General features: G+C 38.6%; 14 protein-coding genes. 5 read left to right on the forward strand and 9 right to left on the reverse strand.

What is annotated here, in order from left to right; all coding sequences use genetic code 11:
- From MT391_RS09130 to rsxA, 9 genes are all read right to left on the reverse strand, one after another.
- The coding region (locus MT391_RS09130; protein ID WP_499497676.1) for a hypothetical protein at nucleotides 1–1,311 on the reverse strand (1,311 nt) is incomplete at its 3' end.
- The gene (locus tag MT391_RS09135; RefSeq protein WP_499497678.1) at nucleotides 1,311–2,621 is read right to left on the reverse strand and encodes a tyrosine-type recombinase/integrase; all 1,311 of its coding nucleotides are present in this window, start codon (nucleotides 2,619–2,621) and stop codon (nucleotides 1,311–1,313) included. The genes MT391_RS09135 and MT391_RS09130, both read right to left, overlap by 1 nt.
- A gap of 123 nt (nucleotides 2,622–2,744) precedes the next feature.
- A complete protein-coding gene (gene nth / locus MT391_RS09140) occupies nucleotides 2,745–3,380 on the reverse strand; it encodes an endonuclease III (RefSeq protein WP_499497680.1) in 636 nt (211 codons plus the stop codon).
- The gene (locus MT391_RS09145) at nucleotides 3,377–4,111 is read right to left on the reverse strand and encodes an electron transport complex subunit E (RefSeq protein ID WP_499497682.1); all 735 of its coding nucleotides are present in this window, start codon (nucleotides 4,109–4,111) and stop codon (nucleotides 3,377–3,379) included. Before MT391_RS09145 ends, nth begins: the two co-directional genes overlap by 4 nt.
- The gene (gene rsxG / locus MT391_RS09150; protein ID WP_499497684.1) at nucleotides 4,111–4,746 is read right to left on the reverse strand and encodes an electron transport complex subunit RsxG; all 636 of its coding nucleotides are present in this window, start codon (nucleotides 4,744–4,746) and stop codon (nucleotides 4,111–4,113) included. The genes MT391_RS09145 and rsxG overlap by 1 nt, the downstream gene beginning before the upstream one ends.
- Complete coding sequence (gene rsxD / locus MT391_RS09155; RefSeq protein WP_499497686.1) at nucleotides 4,743–5,798, reverse strand: electron transport complex subunit RsxD; 1,056 nt, start codon at nucleotides 5,796–5,798, stop codon at nucleotides 4,743–4,745. The genes rsxG and rsxD overlap by 4 nt, the downstream gene beginning before the upstream one ends.
- A 3-nt stretch (nucleotides 5,799–5,801) precedes the next feature.
- Nucleotides 5,802–8,504: an electron transport complex subunit RsxC gene (rsxC, locus tag MT391_RS09160; protein WP_499497688.1), complete on the reverse strand. Its 2,703-nt coding sequence runs from the start codon at nucleotides 8,502–8,504 to the stop codon at nucleotides 5,802–5,804.
- A 1-nt stretch (nucleotide 8,505) separates the two neighbouring features.
- Nucleotides 8,506–9,078: an electron transport complex subunit RsxB gene (gene rsxB / locus MT391_RS09165; RefSeq protein WP_166371581.1), complete on the reverse strand. Its 573-nt coding sequence runs from the start codon at nucleotides 9,076–9,078 to the stop codon at nucleotides 8,506–8,508.
- Nucleotides 9,075–9,653, reverse strand: a complete 579-nt coding sequence (gene rsxA / locus MT391_RS09170; RefSeq protein ID WP_028870201.1) for an electron transport complex subunit RsxA — start codon at nucleotides 9,651–9,653, stop codon at nucleotides 9,075–9,077. The genes rsxB and rsxA overlap by 4 nt, the downstream gene beginning before the upstream one ends.
- 459 nt (nucleotides 9,654–10,112) lie before the next feature.
- On the opposite strand from rsxA, the gene nrdD reads away from it, so the two are divergent.
- The 5 genes from nrdD to clpS all read left to right on the forward strand — a co-directional run bounded on the left by nrdD (nucleotide 10,113) and on the right by clpS (nucleotide 15,448).
- Nucleotides 10,113–12,245 carry an anaerobic ribonucleoside-triphosphate reductase gene (nrdD, locus tag MT391_RS09175; protein WP_499497690.1) on the forward strand — a complete coding sequence of 711 codons (2,133 nt, stop codon included), beginning with the start codon at nucleotides 10,113–10,115 and terminating at the stop codon, nucleotides 12,243–12,245.
- 197 nt (nucleotides 12,246–12,442) lie between these two features.
- Nucleotides 12,443–12,916, forward strand: coding sequence for an anaerobic ribonucleoside-triphosphate reductase-activating protein (gene nrdG / locus MT391_RS09180; RefSeq protein ID WP_499497692.1), 474 nt, complete (start codon nucleotides 12,443–12,445; stop codon nucleotides 12,914–12,916).
- A 116-nt stretch (nucleotides 12,917–13,032) separates the two neighbouring features.
- Nucleotides 13,033–13,740 carry a DUF6942 family protein gene (locus MT391_RS09185; RefSeq protein WP_499497693.1) on the forward strand — a complete coding sequence of 236 codons (708 nt, stop codon included), beginning with the start codon at nucleotides 13,033–13,035 and terminating at the stop codon, nucleotides 13,738–13,740.
- Between the two features lie 173 nt (nucleotides 13,741–13,913).
- The gene (locus tag MT391_RS09190) at nucleotides 13,914–14,858 is read left to right on the forward strand and encodes a chemotaxis protein CheV (RefSeq protein ID WP_499497695.1); all 945 of its coding nucleotides are present in this window, start codon (nucleotides 13,914–13,916) and stop codon (nucleotides 14,856–14,858) included.
- A gap of 263 nt (nucleotides 14,859–15,121) precedes the next feature.
- Nucleotides 15,122–15,448 (forward strand): ATP-dependent Clp protease adapter ClpS, encoded by a 327-nt coding sequence (clpS, locus tag MT391_RS09195; RefSeq protein ID WP_166371585.1) that lies wholly within the window; start codon nucleotides 15,122–15,124, stop codon nucleotides 15,446–15,448.
- Nucleotides 15,449–15,458 lie beyond the last annotated feature (10 nt).

Below are 15,458 nucleotides of genomic sequence, written 5' to 3' on the forward strand. Positions count from 1 at the left end.
ATCAAATCGCTGTATCACACTGTTACCTGCAAAGGCTTCATCAATTTTAACTCGCTCAGGGGCTTTTAAATCAAGGTAGGATTGTATTGCATCTACCGTAACGCCAGTAATCGCAGCAACTTGTGCAGGGCTTAACCCCATCCAAGCCGCAAGGGTTAACTGGGTGTGTCGCCAGCGGTTATTTTTAAAAGTAAGGGGGGTATGCGCAATACGGTCACTTTTTACATTTAATTTTTTATTGAACAAGTAAGTGATATTCCGTGCAAAGCTGTCAGCAGATAGATGAAAAGACTCTGATGTATCGCTTACTGATTGAAAAAGACTCTCTTTTGTATCAAATTTTGCCGAGAATAAGCTCTGGTCTGGAAACAAAGGGAGTCGCTGCATCAACTCTTTTATCTCGCTCTCAGACAGTGTAATGTCGTGCTGACTTAATGAAGCACAAAGAAAGCTTTCATAAACTTGGTAATATTGAAGTAATAGCTTAGACAGGTCGGGCTCTAAGCGATGCGAACGCGATTCAGCATTAGTTCTAAACGTGCCTTCTTTGCCTTTAAAGGTTCGTAAATGTAATTGCTCTACATCAGAAAAGTGATGCTGTGTTAGAGGTTGCCACTCTCGGTTGCTTTCTTTGTGCGACTTAAACGCTTGACCGACACGCAAGAGGTCGCACCATTTTATTTGAACCAGTTGCGAAGGTCTTCTTGTAATTGCGACCATCAACTGAGAACCCAACACATTTCTAAAGCGAGTAAAAGGTTTTGTCGTAACAAACTCCTTATCAAGTGCATTGAGTGTTTCAATTCTTAGTGCTTCAAGGAGGTTGTCACGCTCAATTTCACTGTAAGCACCAGTCGTCTCATCAAGGATACCCTTCAAGGCACTTTTTGTGCCTAAATTATCATCTTTAATGATGTTATATAACGGTGTTAATAGGTGGCTATTGTACTCATGACTTCGTTTGCAGAGTACGAATAGTGCGTCTCTTACCCCCTTTTTATAGACTGTGAGTGTTAACCACCATGCCTCGAAAGTTGCTGGCTCTAAGTAATCGCAAATGGTTTTTAATATGCTGATATGGCTATTTATAGTTTTATAAGCATAGTGTTTAGTTGCGTGAGCGATAGCCAGTCGTAAGTCAAGAAACACATCCTGTTCCAATTCATTCATCCACTCAAGATAAAGTGTTTTCTTATAACCTAGCGACCACTCATCAGAAAAAACATCAAACTCGTAACCCTCTTCCCTTGATTGAAAGGTTCTTTTTCCTGCGTAGCTGCTTTTTAAGTTTTTAAGTTCAGTATTGTTCATTAGCGACCTCTCAATACAGGTACAGATTGACTTTGGTTCTTCGATGATATTTCAGCAACCGTCACCGCTAATTGGAATTCGTTGTAGACTGATGCCATTTTTGAATCCTCCACCCAACCCATTGCGTATTTACGAAGGTCTTCAATTTTATCAGGTGAGAATCCCATCTCTCTTGCTTTATCTTCAAAGAGTTCGTTCCATTTATGTCGAAGTAAATGTGGATGTAGATTTATCCCGACAGAATCTCCAAATATTTTAACGACCTTATGCATTGCGTTGTAAGACATTGGCTGGCCACTAGTTTTTCCTTTCTCTGAAACAAAGATAAAATCATGTTCATGGGTGTTTGGTGTGCTTTGGCGTATTGTTTCGATATAAAGTTTGATTAGCTTCATTAAATTACTAGAAACAGATACCGATAGCGCTTTTGTTTTATTTGCAGCAGGTAAGCGCCTAGTGTCCGTTGGGTCATTAGGTGTGCGGGTTAGTAAGAATCGAGGGTTGTCCCAATCATCGACTAAATCACTCACTTTCAACTTCAAAACAGCCCCGACACGAACCCCTGTATCAATCAATATTTGGGTAATAATTTGATTTCTCAGTTTGCTGGACTTAAAGGGGTTGTCAGGCGAAGACTCTTGAATAACATCCAGTAATTTTAAGAATTTATCCGATGCTATCGCTGATTCAAAAGCATCTTTAGTGATGGTGTTGTCTTTTCGTGAGCTTGATATTGCTGCGCTTATATAGAGATTAAATTTATTAAATTTATTATCCGTGTTGATTTGCAGCTTAGTCTCAGCTTTATCGTAATGACGGCATACATATAAGAACTCAATGTAGGCTTTAAGTCGAATTAGACGCTGACGAAAAGTGTGCGCTGACACTTCTGGCTGGCTGTTTGATGTTGCATGTATGGCATCCCTAATTCGCTTATCTGTAAGACTGACTACTGCATTGTTTTCGTTGTCATCTTCTGTGTCTGCATAGAATTTGCAAGTGCGAATGTAACTGTCAATTTCCTCAATAGATAAAAATATGCCACTCGCAACTCGTTCAACAAGGTCAATACCCTGTACCATGAAAAAACAATATAGGAATTTGCACTCATAGGCATATTTCTTTCGAGTATAGAAAGATGGCGATTGCTTTGATTTCGCTTTAGAGAGCGGTGAATTATGATTGCCATTAAGGTAAGCGTTGAGGTACAAGCAGCAAGGAAGGCAACCATCTTCAGCAACTACTGGAAAAGAATAGCCATTCATATCCTTGTATATTTTAACTTGTATATTACTACTCAAATTGATCATTACAAAATCATTTTCTAATTATACATAAACATACTATAGTGGGGTTCTTGGTTTTGTAAAGGTAAAAAAAAGACTCAATTAAGAGTCTTATGTATTTTTGGTTTATTTGCTTCTAAATGTTCTTTACGTTTTTTTTAGTGGAGAGTATTCGCAGAGATCTTCTATTAAACATGAACCACAGCGTGGTTTTCTGGCAATACAAGTATAACGGCCGTGTAAGATCAACCAATGATGAACATCCACTTTAAACTCCGCAGGTACTACTTTTAATAGCTTTTGTTCTACATCGTCAACATTTTTACCCATGGCTAATTTAGTACGATTAGATACACGGAAAATATGAGTATCAACGGCAATGGTTGGCCAACCGAAGGCTGTATTTAACACTACGTTGGCGGTTTTTCTGCCCACACCTGGCAATGCTACCAAGGCATCTCTGTCTTGTGGCACTTCGCTGTTATGAAGCTCGATCAACATTTTACAAGCTTTGATGACGTTTTCAGCTTTACTGTTATATAAGCCGATGGTGCGAATGTATTCTTTTAATCCATCGACACCGAGTGCATAAATGCTTTCAGGGGTATTAGCGACAGGAAATAGCTTATCTGTGGCCTTATTAACACTCACATCGGTTGCTTGTGCTGATAGTGTTACTGCCACTAATAACTCAAAAGGGGAGCTAAAATTCAACTCAGTTTCTGGGTGTGGATTGTTATCCCTTAAACGGGTTAATATTTCTCTGCGCTTTACTGTATTCATTTGTTCACTATTTTATGGTCGATAAAGTTTTTAAGGGCAATGATTAAGCCCATCAGAATAAATGCGCCCGGTGGTAACGCCGCAAGTAAAAAGCTGGTATCGGTATTGTAAAGGGTGATGGTCATAAAACTTGCCCAATCGCCTAATAATGTTTCAATACCATCAAATAAGGTCCCTTGCGCTAAAATTTCTCGGCCAGCTCCTAATAATACTAATACTGCGGTAAAACCTAAGCCCATCATCAAACCGTCAAATGCGGAGTGTTTTACATTATTTTTAGAGGCGAATGCTTCTGCTCGACCTATTATCATACAGTTGGTTACGATCAATGGAATGAAGATACCTAGTGATAAATAAAGTTGGTAGGTATAGGCGTTCATCAGCAATTGTATACAGCTAACCAAGGAAGCGATGATCATCACAAAGACAGGAATACGTATCGCTTTAGGTACATGATGTCGAATTAACGAGATCAAGATATTAGAGGCAATAACAACAAATAATGTTGCCAAACCTAACCCTAATGCATTGGTTAAAGTATTAGTTACTGCTAATAATGGACATAACCCGAGTAACTGCACTATGCCTGGATTGTTTTTCCATAACCCTTGCCAGCTTAAGTCCTTATAGATTTGAAGGTCTTCGTTGGCTGTAATGACCACTTCATCTGCCGCTATATCACTTTCGAGATCTGCATTATTTGCCGTGTTGTGTACTGTTTCTTGCGTCATTATTTATCTCCACAATTTGCAGGGGTGTTAAATAACTGTGTTTTGTTTTTTTGAAAGTAAATAAGCGTATCTTTAACGGCATGCACAACCGCTCTTGGTGTAATAGTTGCACCAGTAAATGCATCAAAAGTACCGCCGTCCTTTTTCACTTCCCACTTGTTAGCGCTACTTTCTTGATATCTTTTACCATCAAAAGAATAAATCCAATCAGATTTATTGGTTTGGATTTTATCACCTAATCCTGGTGTCTCTGTATGGCTATTAATACGAACACCTGCAATTTTACCATCGGTATAAATGCCAACCAGTAGTTTAATTTCGCCAGAGTAACCCTTAAAGGTGCTGGTTTGGATCAACGCGGCGATCGGCTGTTTATTTTTGGTTGCTATAAAGACTTGTTTAGGTGTTTGGTCACCTAATAATTCTGAGTCAATTACGGTGAAACAACTGTTTATAATTTGGTTGTCATATTGGTCAGGTTCAATCAGTTCATTAATATTATTTTGCAGTGCAATTTGCTCCTGTTGCAAAATAATCGGTTGTGTTAACACGTTAATTAATGCGATTGCGCCAGTACAAACAACGGCAAAGGTTGCTAGTAAGAAAGCATTACGACTGATAATGGGTAGCATCATGTGCGTTTTCTCCCGTAAACCTTGGGTTTGCTATAATAATCGATTAATGGCACACACATATTGGCAAGCAATACTGCAAAAGCAACGGCATCCGGATAACCACCGACATTGCGGATCACCACAACTAATAAAGCACATAATAAACCATAGATTATGCGTCCCTTCACCGTGGTACTTGCCGTGACAGGGTCAGTTAGAATAAAGAAAGCGCCAAGCATAGTAGCACCTGAAAATAGATGGTAAAGAGGAGATGAATATAAATCGGGATCACTTGCAAAGGGAATAAACGAGAAAACAGTGACACCTACGATGAAAGCCACTGGGATATACCACATGATGACTTGTTTTTTCAGTAATAGAAGTCCACCGGCTAAGTACGCTAAATTAACCCATTGGCTACCTTGAAGTGAATCCAAACTGAATAAGGTTGTTTTCAATGTTTCAGATATTGTTTCACCGACGTGCAGCGCATTTCGAATGGTTTCCAATGGCGTTGCCAAAGTGAAACCATCGATAGACGTTTTAATTTGCGTGACACTATAACCATCAACACTGAAGCCGGTAAAAATCAGGCTTAAGGTATCAATAAACGTGACAGGAAAAGCTTGCATGGATTGTATTGGCAACCATGCTGTCATTTGCACAGGAAAAGATATTAATAACAATACATAACCGGCCATTGCAGGGTTGAAGATATTTTGCCCTAGCCCGCCATAAAGATGTTTAACAATAAGGATTGCAAACAGGGTACCAATTACAATCACCCACCATGGTGCAAGAGACGGGATCGCAATAGCTAATAAAATCGCAGTAAGCACGGCACTATAATCACCAATACTAGTCATCACAGGGCGTTTGCGCAGGGTCATAAATATTGCTTCAACTGCAACAGCGGTAATGACTGCTAATACTATCTGTACATAAATAGCTAAACCAAATAAGTAGCTATGTACAATAATCCCCGGCGTTAACCCTAAAATAACCATTTTCATTATTTCGGGTGTACGTCTTTTGATACGTTGGTGTGGCGAGGTCGAACTAAAAAGTGCCATGGGTTATTGATCCTTCTGTGCCAGTTTTTTGGCTTTTGCTTTGGCAATGACAGCCGCTATTTTGGCTTTTCTATCATCTTGATTATTATCACTGACAGACTCATTAGATGCTATTACTTGAGCCTGTTGAGTATCGTCTTCGTTGTTCGTTTCTGGTTGTGTTTCTTGAACACTCATTTTTGGCATTTCTTGTGTCGATTTTTGCGCTTCTTCCAATTGTTTTTTATGCAAACGAGCTTGCTCTTTTCGTATAGCGCGTTTTTTGATCACTTCTGTATTATCAGGCTCTGATGGATTGTTTGTTTGATCCGTCTCAACCTCTTTTGCTAATTTTTTTTCCTTGGCGCGTTTGATAGCGGCTGCTACGGCTGCTTTTTTAGGATCTGCTTGCTGAGTTGTTGGCTCAGTCGCTGATTCAGTAGCTGTCTTTGAGTCTGCATTTGCAGCTGCTAATTTTTTTTCCTTTGCGCGTTTGATAGCGGCTGCGACGGCTGCTTTTTTAGGATCTGCTTGTTGAGTTGTGGGTTCAGTCGCTGATTCAGTAGTTGTCTCTGAGTCTGCATTTGCAGCTGCTAATTTTTTTTCCTTGGCGCGTTTGATAGCGGCTGCAACGGCTGCTTTTTTAGGATCAGCTTGTTGAGTTGTTGGCTCAGTCGCTGATTCAGTAGTTGTCTCAGAGTCTGCATTTGCAGCAGCTTGTTTTTTTGCTTTTGCACGTGCAATAGCGGCTGCTACAGCTGCTTTTTTAGGATCAGCTTGTTGAGTTGTGGGTTCAGTCGCTGATTCACTGGCTGTCTCTGGCTCTGCATTTTCGGCAGCTAATTTTTTTGCTTTTGCACGGGCGATAGCGGCTGCAACAGCTGCTTTTTTAGGATCTGCTTGCTGAGTTGCTGGCTCAGTAGTTGTCTCTGAGTCTGCATTTGCAGCAGCTTGTTTTTTTGCTTTTGCGCGTTTGATAGCGGCTGCTACGGCTGCTTTTTTAGGATCTACTTGCTGAGTTGTTGGTTCAGTCGCTGTTTCTGCTGCTGCTAATTTTTTTGCTTTTGCGCGCGCAATCGCTGCGGCTACTTGGCTATTTTGAGAACTTGGTTTCTCTACATTAGCTGTATCAGCCTCTTTGCTGATGTCTAAATTTGCATTAGCTTGTTTTTTCGCTTTGGCACGTGCTAATGCTGCTGCAACAAGGTCTTCGCCATTATTGTTGTCTTTCATTTGTTGTTTACGTTTTTCAGCGGCTTGCTTATGTTTAAGTTGTCGCTGCTTTTTCTCGTTTTCTAAACGTAATTCTCTGTCTTCATGGCGTTGGCGTGCAATTGCAGCTTTTTCTGCTTCAACTTTTTCAGTTTTAATTTGTGCTTTAGAGACGCGGTAATATTCCACTAATGGTATATGGCTTGGACAAACATAAGCGCAGGCTCCACATTCAATACAAGCTGATAGGTCATACTCTTCTAATTTTTTATGGTCTTCACTTTGTGAGTACCAAAGTAATTGTTGTGGTAATAACTCAACGGGGCAAGCCTCTGCACATTCACTGCAGCGAATACAGCTCATTTCCTCTTTGGGCTCTGGTAGTTCTTTAATCGTTGGTGCTAATAGGCAGTTACAAATTTTACTTACTGGCATTTCAGGATCGCTAACGGTAAATCCCATCATAGGGCCACCGATAATAAGCTTCTGATGGTCTAATTCATTTAACCAATAAGTATCTAGGAGATGCTGGATCGGTGTCCCGATACGTACCCGCGCATTACCTTTTTTAACAAAAGCGTCTCCGGTGACCGTGACTATTCTTGATACCAAAGGTTTGCCATTAATGATGGCTTCTTTTACCGCAAATATAGTACCGACATTAAGCATCACAATGCCAAGTTCTGAAGAATGTTTGTGAGCCGGTGTTTGCTCGCCAGTTAATACTTCAATTAACTGTTTCGCACTGCCAGACGGATAGCGTGTTGGAATCACTCTGAGTAATATCTTCTCGCTGATGCTTTTAGGTAAGGCTTGTAATGATTTAGTAAAAGCTGCAATGGCTTCTGGTTTGTTATCTTCAACCGCAAAAATAGTTAGTTTAGGTTGCAGCATATACTGCATTATTTCAATGCCTTCGATAATCTCATCGGCATGCTCTTGAATCAAACGATCATCAGAAGTGATGTAAGGTTCACACTCAATGGCATTAATAATTAATAAGCGGTTTTCACTGTGTGCTAACTTTAAATGCGTAGCAAAACCAGCGCCACCTAATCCTATGATGCCCGCTTGTTGAACTGCTTCAACTAAGGTTGCAGGGTTTTCATTACGATAATTTTCAAAGCCTTGATATGGATAAATTCTGTCTAAGCCATCAGTGGCAATAACAATAGATAACACTGGTAAACCTGATGGGTGACAATCGGTTCTAGGTTCAATCGCTTTTATTGTGCCTGAACTACTGGCATGTTGAACCACTAATGCGCCATAAACTTTGGTTAAAGGCTGACCTTTTAATACGTTATCGCCAACCTTTACTAATAGCTCTGGGATATGCCCTTTTTGTTCAACGGCAATAATTAATTCTTCGGGAATACCCGCATCGGTAATGGCACTTTGATTACTCTGCTGTTTGTTTTGAACAGGGTGCACACCACCGTGAAAATCCCACATCTTACCGGCAGCAATTTGTTCTAATTTTTTGTCACTTAATAAATAATTAGGCTGGGTCATGTTACGGCTCGTCATTGCTTTCAGTTGGAATTGTTTTAGTTGGAATCGTTTGTAAGTTCCACTGCCAATTTTGGGTCGTTATTTTGATCGGTAGCATGTCGATGCAATCGGTTGGACAAGGTGCGACACATAGTTCACAGCCGGTACACTCATCGGTGATCACCGTGTGCATTTGTCTTGTTGCACCTAAAATGGCATCAACGGGACAAGCTTGAATACATTTGGTGCAGCCAATACATTCGTCTTCACGGATAAAGGCAACCGCCTTTGGCTTTTCTTCACCTTCTAGTTTTTTAGGCTCAATCCCCATACGCTCTGCTAACTGTAGCATTACAGCTTCACCACCAGGTGGACATTTATTGATGTCATCACCTTCAGCGATGGCTTTGGCATAAGGTTTACAACCCGGGTAACCGCATTGACCACATTGTGTTTGCGGTAACATTGCATCAAGTTCTTCAACTATTGGGTCTTCTTTCACTTTAAATCGAATAGACGAGTAACCCAATAAAGAGCCAAAAATAAGCCCTAAAATACCTAGCGTTAAAATCGCAACAATAATACTAATGATCATTTAATTAACCCAGTAAAGCCCATAAATGCTAACGACATTAAACCAGCGGTGATCATCGCTATAGATGCGCCTTTAAAGGGTAATGGCACATCAGCGGCACTTAAACGTTCACGTATTGATGAAAATAATACCAATACTAATGAAAAACCTGCACCGGCACCTAGCCCATAAATAACAGACTGAGCAAAATTATGTTGCTCAGTTAAATTCAGTAAGGCTAAACCAAGAATTGCACAGTTAGTGGTTATTAACGGTAAAAATATACCTAGCAAACGGTACAAAGTTGGGCTGGTTTTATGCATGACCATTTCAGTGAATTGTACCACCACGGCAATCACTAAAATAAAGCTTAAAGTTTGTAAGTAGTGTAATCCTAAAGGCTCTAATAAATAATTATTTACAATATAAGAAAGCGCAGCCGTTAAGGTCAATACAAAAGTGGTCGCCAATGACATACCAACAGCTGTTTCAATTTTATTTGAAACGCCCATGAAAGGGCATAATCCTAAGAATTTCACTAACACAAAGTTATTAACTAACACTGTGCCAAAAAAGAGTAAAAAATAATCGCTCATAAATAATAATTCCACTACTTTCGTAGGTGATTTGATGCGTTGAAAATGACGCGCATTATAACAATAAAAGTTGATAAGTTCAGCGTAAAAGTATTATCAATTTTAGCGATCTAGTTATTTGCTGTTGTAATCAATTAAAGCACCCAATTAATGGAGATTTTAATAGGGTAACTTTAAAAGGGTAACTATGGTGAAGGTATCATGTTGATAAGTATTAATTAATGATAATTTACGTAGCTATTTAACTTTTTACTTGTTTTTTTTTGCTCATTTTCATCATAAACCGAGATCTTTTAAAAAATATTATAGGGTTTTTTATTTCATTCAGTTGAATATTTAAAGCACAAATTGAGCTGGGTGTTTTCAAAGTTGATTTACATCAATATGCTACATATTGTGCTAGGTATAGTTCACGGGCACTATATATTGTGTCTTGTGAATTAATTATTGGAGCTGTAAATGAAACCTGTTGTGATCAAACGAGATGGTAGTCAAGTCCCTTTTAATGCTTTACGCATTGCAGAAGCGGTTTTAAAAGCCTCTGGCGCTGCTCGTTGTAAAGGTGTGGATGCTTTTGCGATTGCCGCTGAAGTTGAAGCAAGCTTAGCAGGACAAGACCAAGTAGATATCCATTATATTCAAGATTCCGTTGAAGCCTGTTTGATGAAAAGTAATCATATTGAACTGGCACGTATATATATTGAGTATCGCCACGATAGAGATATTGCACGAGAACGAAAAAGTCATTTAAACAGCGAAATAGATGGATTAATTGAACAAAGTAATGCGTCATTATTAAATGAAAATGCCAATAAAGATGGCAAGGTGATCCCTACGCAACGCGATTTATTGGCTGGTATCGTTGCTAAGCATTATGCCAAGTCGCATATTTTGCCTCGTGATGTCGTGCGAGCACACGAAGCGGGTGAAATTCATTACCATGATTTAGATTATGCGCCTTTTTTCCCGATGTTTAATTGTATGTTGATTGATATTAAAGGCATGTTTACGTATGGTTTTAAAATGGGTAATGCAGAAATTGAAGAGCCTAAGTCAATTTCAACCGCAACCGCAGTAACAGCACAAATTATTGCACAGGTCGCCAGCCACATTTACGGTGGTACTACCATTAATGGTATCGACACTATACTTGCTCCCTATGTAACCAAAAGTTTTGAGAAGCATTTAAAAACTGCGCAACATTGGAACATTAAAGATGTGCATGCCTATGCAACGCAGCAAACGGAAATAGAGTGTTACAACGCTTTTCAATCTTTAGAGTATGAAGTGAATACGCTGCACACTGCAAATGGGCAAACACCTTTTGTTACCTTTGGTTTTGGTTTAGGAAATGATTGGCAGTCACGCTTAATTCAACAGTCGATTCTTAAAAACCGTATAGCGGGTCTTGGTAAAAACCGTAAAACAGCTATTTTTCCTAAATTAGTTTTTGCGATTAAAGATGGCTTAAATCATCAAGCAGATGATCCAAATTATGATATTAAACAGTTAGCTTTAACCTGTGCTTCAAAACGTATGTACCCTGATATTTTAAACTACGATAAGGTCGTGGAGGTCACAGGGTCGTTTAAAACGCCAATGGGATGCCGCAGCTTTTTAGATGTTTATTACCAAAAAGAGGGGAAAAACCAGGGCGAATTAATTCATGATGGTCGAAATAATCTTGGTGTGGTGAGCATTAATCTACCGCGTATTGCATTAGAGGCTGATGGTAATGAAGCACGTTTTGATGAATTATTAAATACGCGCTTATTATTGGCTAAAAAAGCATTGGATACGCGTATTGAAAGATTAAGTGAGGTTAAAGCGAGTGTTGCTCCTATTTTATATATGGAAGGGGCCTGTGGCGTGCGCTTGAAAGCAGATGATTGTATCGCTGAGATTTTTAAAGATGGCCGCGCCTCAATTTCATTAGGTTACATTGGCTTACATGAAACGGTAAATGCTTTGTATGGTCATCAAGATCATATTTTTGATTGTGTTACCAAGCAACAAAAAGCGCTACAAATCATCACTCGTTTAAAACAAGCAACCCAAGCTTGGAGCGAACAATCTGGTTATGCATTCAGTTTGTATTCCACTCCCTCTGAAAATTTATGTGACCGTTTTTGTCGCTTAGATGCTAAACGCTTCGGTGTGCTAGAAGGGGTGACGGATAAAGGTTATTACACTAATTCCTTCCATTTAGATGTTGAAAAAGCCGTTAATCCCTACGATAAGTTAGACTTTGAAATGGCCTATCCACCGATCGCCAATGGCGGCTTTATTTGTTACGGCGAATATCCAAACATGCAGCATAATCTTAAAGCATTAGAGGACGTTTGGGACTATAGCTACAGTCGAGTGCCTTATTACGGTACTAACACCCCCATTGATGAATGTTATGAATGTAAATTTACTGGTGAGTTTGATTGTACTAGTAAGGGCTTTGTATGCCCGAGTTGTGGTAATTCAGATCCTGATAAGGTGGCTGTAACACGCCGAGTTTGTGGGTATTTAGGTAGTCCAGATGCACGACCGTTTAATGAAGGTAAACAAGAAGAAGTGAAACGCCGTGTCAAGCATCTATAACTTGTGGTTTATTAGTCGCTTTAGTTGTTTGTATAAGAAAAATGAACACTCTGATAAAGCGAACTCCAAGTATAAGGTTTCATTTAATACTTTGGTGGGCACAGAAGAACTGAATATTAAGCAACTGACTGACATTAAGACACTAATATTAAACAACTAATATTAAAAAACTAATACTAAGCAAATAAGAACTCGTTATGAATTACTCAAAATATTACCCAATTGATGTATTAAACGGCGAGGGCACGCGTTGTACTCTTTTTGTGTCCGGTTGTGTTCATCAATGTAAAGGTTGTTATAACCAATCAACTTGGTCGCCTGATGCCGGTGAGTTATTTACCGAACAACTTGCTGATCAAATTATTCAGGATCTTAATGATCAACGGATAAAAAAACAGGGGTTAACGTTATCCGGTGGAGATCCGCTGCATCCTGCTAATGTTGAGCAAGTGTTTAAACTAGTCCAGCGTGTAAAGCGAGAGTGTCAAGGTAAAGATATTTGGGTTTGGACTGGATACTTGCTTGAAGCACTAAACCAAGAGCAACAAAAAATAATTGATTTAATTGATGTGCTCATTGATGGTAAATTTGAACAAAGTTTAGCTGATCCTGCTTTAGCATGGCGAGGTAGTAGCAACCAAGTGATTCATTATTTGCATAAAGGCTGTTAATCATTCATAAGTAGTGCTGATAAAGCATGTTTCAATAACGCGGTTACACCGTTTTTATTACAGTATCAATGCGTCAACAATGAAACAGCCGCCACTTAAAAAGTGATAAATAAAAAATGAACAATCATATAAAAAATAAAGTTGTTGCTTTAGGTGATACTCAATTTACCTTTGCTGTGTATATTGCCAATCAACCAAAGATGCCTGAATACGAATCGCTGAAACATATAATGCCTTTACAGCTAGGGGAAATTGATTCAATTGGTAAAGCCTGTGGTAATGGTTGGCGCAAAGTATTTAATGTTTATGCCAAGCTTTTATATGCCTTAGACAAAAATCACTTTCACTTTTCTGAACTCGCGCCTACGTGGCAACAATATCGTGATCAATTTCTATTACAAAAAAATAGCACCACTGCATTGATATTTACTCCACCTTGTTTAAATAATATTGAAAGCAGTTATGTTGAAAATAGATATCTTGATAATAGCGAGATTGAAAATAAGCTTATTGAATGTAGCCATGTTGAAAATACAAATGCTGAAAAGAGTAAGGTTAGAATTCATAAAATAAAAAATAATACCGTGCATATAATTTGTGGCCGAACTTATGCGAAAAAAATGATTAATGATGGGCAACTGAGCATCGACTTGTTGTGGTTAGATGAAGAGTTTGCTATTAATTTTGAACATGTGGTTATTGTTTGCCCTTATTTTGATTATCGGCAATTATCCAATCAAAAAATACAGCGTTTATCTTCACTATTAAGCGCGCTTGTAACAGGTTCTGACGAAGACGTAATAGCTACTGCAAAGGGCGAATAAGCCATTGATTATGTTTGTAACTCTACTTTTTAATAGCTAATAACTTGGTTTACATTCAATTAATTCATTTGTGTTTCTAAAACTTTGCTCATTTTTTGTTAATCCGCAATATCTTTTCTGTAAAGCGAACTAGACTTAGCAACTCTTAAATTTGTTTTTAAAGGATATTTTGTATGGCGAACTTAATGGATACGGTTGATCAACGTACCAATTTGGTCGGTGAAAATCGGTTAGAATTATTGTTATTTCATCTTTTAGGTCGTCAACTGTTTGCTTTAAACGTTTTTAAAGTAAAAGAAGTGGTGAAATTACCTTACCTTAATAAATTACCCAACTCTCATCCTCATATCGATGGTGTTGCTACTATTCGAGGGGAATCTATTCCCGTTATCAATTTGAAGGCGGCTATCGGCCTGCAACCCTTGGTGCCCGATGAGCAATCAAATTTAATTATTACCGAATATAACCGAAGTGTTCAGGGCTTTTTAGTTGGGCCAGTTGATCATATTGTTAATATGACCTGGGGTGAGATCATGGAACCGCCGACTACCGTAGGTAGAGGGCACTATTTAACTGCGATAACAAAGCTTAAAAGAAATGATACTGAAGAGTTAGTTGAAATTATCGATGTAGAAAAGGTACTCGCTGAAATACTCGTTTATAAAGTGGATATTTCTGATGGAGTGTTGGACGAGAGCATTATCTCTGAATTCGCTGGTCGCAAAATTTTACATGCAGATGATTCACCAACAGCTAGAAATCAGGTTGCTAGTACCTTAGAGCAATTAGGGATCGAGATTATTCCGGCTAAAAATGGTTTAGAGGCATTGAACATTTTAAAAGGTTGGGCAGACCAAGGTAAAAAAATTGAAGATGAAATATTAATGCTGATCACCGATGCTGAGATGCCTGCAATGGATGGTTATAAATTAACTTCTGAGATCCGCAATGATCCGCGTATGTCGGACTTATTTGTGGTGCTTAATACTTCCTTAAGTGGTGACTTTAATAAAGCCATGGTAAAAAAGGTAGGCTGCAATGAATTTCTCTCTAAGTTTCAGCCTGACTTATTGGTAGAGTTAGTGCAGCAACGTTTAAAAGCAAAATTAAGCGAATAATCAAAATTGTTGGTTAAACGAGCAAATTAATAAATGTAGTTATGACTACTTCACATCACTACCGCTTTTTGTCTTTACGCGATTGCACATTATCTGCTTAAGCTTTACTCTAGGTTTTAATTGCAGCGTTGATTACCGAATCAATGGCTTTTATAAACAGGTTTATACTCAGTAGAATATTAAAAATGAGATGCTGGTAACGTAAATCGCTTTAATAATATTAACTATTTCAATAACTTTAATAATGAAGACTAGACTAAAACATGAGTGAACAAAATTCTCCACAAACGGGAAATGAGTCGGCAACAATCGAATCCCAAGAAACAAAGCTAGTGCCGCCGTCACTTTATAGTGTGTTATTACACAACGATGATTATTCACCAATGGATTTTGTGATTGATGTATTACAACGCTTCTTTCGATTAGATCATGAAGCTGCAACGGAAGTAATGTTAAATGTACACTACAAAGGTGTCGGTGTTTGCGGTACATTTAGTGCTGAAATTGCAGAAACAAAGGTAATGCAAGTTAATAATTATGCAAAAGAAAATGAACATCCATTGAAATGTACGATGGAAAAAGAGAGTTAACCAAGCCATT

Origin of the sequence: Vibrio sp. 1-Bac 57 (genome assembly GCF_037546855.1) — a bacterium.
Lineage (GTDB): Bacteria > Pseudomonadota > Gammaproteobacteria > Enterobacterales > Psychromonadaceae > Psychromonas.

What these genes read in the sequence shown, in the direction of transcription:
- MT391_RS09135 (WP_499497678.1), bottom strand. Translation starts at nt 2,621, where the DNA reads ATGATCAATTTGAGTAGTAATATACAAGTTAAAATATACAAGGATATG.
- nth (WP_499497680.1), bottom strand. Translation starts at nt 3,380, where the DNA reads ATGAATACAGTAAAGCGCAGAGAAATATTAACCCGTTTAAGGGATAAC.
- MT391_RS09145 (WP_499497682.1), bottom strand. Translation starts at nt 4,111, where the DNA reads ATGACGCAAGAAACAGTACACAACACGGCAAATAATGCAGATCTCGAA.
- rsxG (WP_499497684.1), bottom strand. Translation starts at nt 4,746, where the DNA reads ATGATGCTACCCATTATCAGTCGTAATGCTTTCTTACTAGCAACCTTT.
- rsxD (WP_499497686.1), bottom strand. Translation starts at nt 5,798, where the DNA reads ATGGCACTTTTTAGTTCGACCTCGCCACACCAACGTATCAAAAGACGT.
- rsxC (WP_499497688.1), bottom strand. Translation starts at nt 8,504, where the DNA reads ATGACCCAGCCTAATTATTTATTAAGTGACAAAAAATTAGAACAAATT.
- rsxB (WP_166371581.1), bottom strand. Translation starts at nt 9,078, where the DNA reads ATGATCATTAGTATTATTGTTGCGATTTTAACGCTAGGTATTTTAGGG.
- rsxA (WP_028870201.1), bottom strand. Translation starts at nt 9,653, where the DNA reads ATGAGCGATTATTTTTTACTCTTTTTTGGCACAGTGTTAGTTAATAAC.
- nrdD (WP_499497690.1), top strand. Translation starts at nt 10,113, where the DNA reads ATGAAACCTGTTGTGATCAAACGAGATGGTAGTCAAGTCCCTTTTAAT.
- nrdG (WP_499497692.1), top strand. Translation starts at nt 12,443, where the DNA reads ATGAATTACTCAAAATATTACCCAATTGATGTATTAAACGGCGAGGGC.
- MT391_RS09185 (WP_499497693.1), top strand. Translation starts at nt 13,033, where the DNA reads ATGAACAATCATATAAAAAATAAAGTTGTTGCTTTAGGTGATACTCAA.
- MT391_RS09190 (WP_499497695.1), top strand. Translation starts at nt 13,914, where the DNA reads ATGGCGAACTTAATGGATACGGTTGATCAACGTACCAATTTGGTCGGT.
- clpS (WP_166371585.1), top strand. Translation starts at nt 15,122, where the DNA reads ATGAGTGAACAAAATTCTCCACAAACGGGAAATGAGTCGGCAACAATC.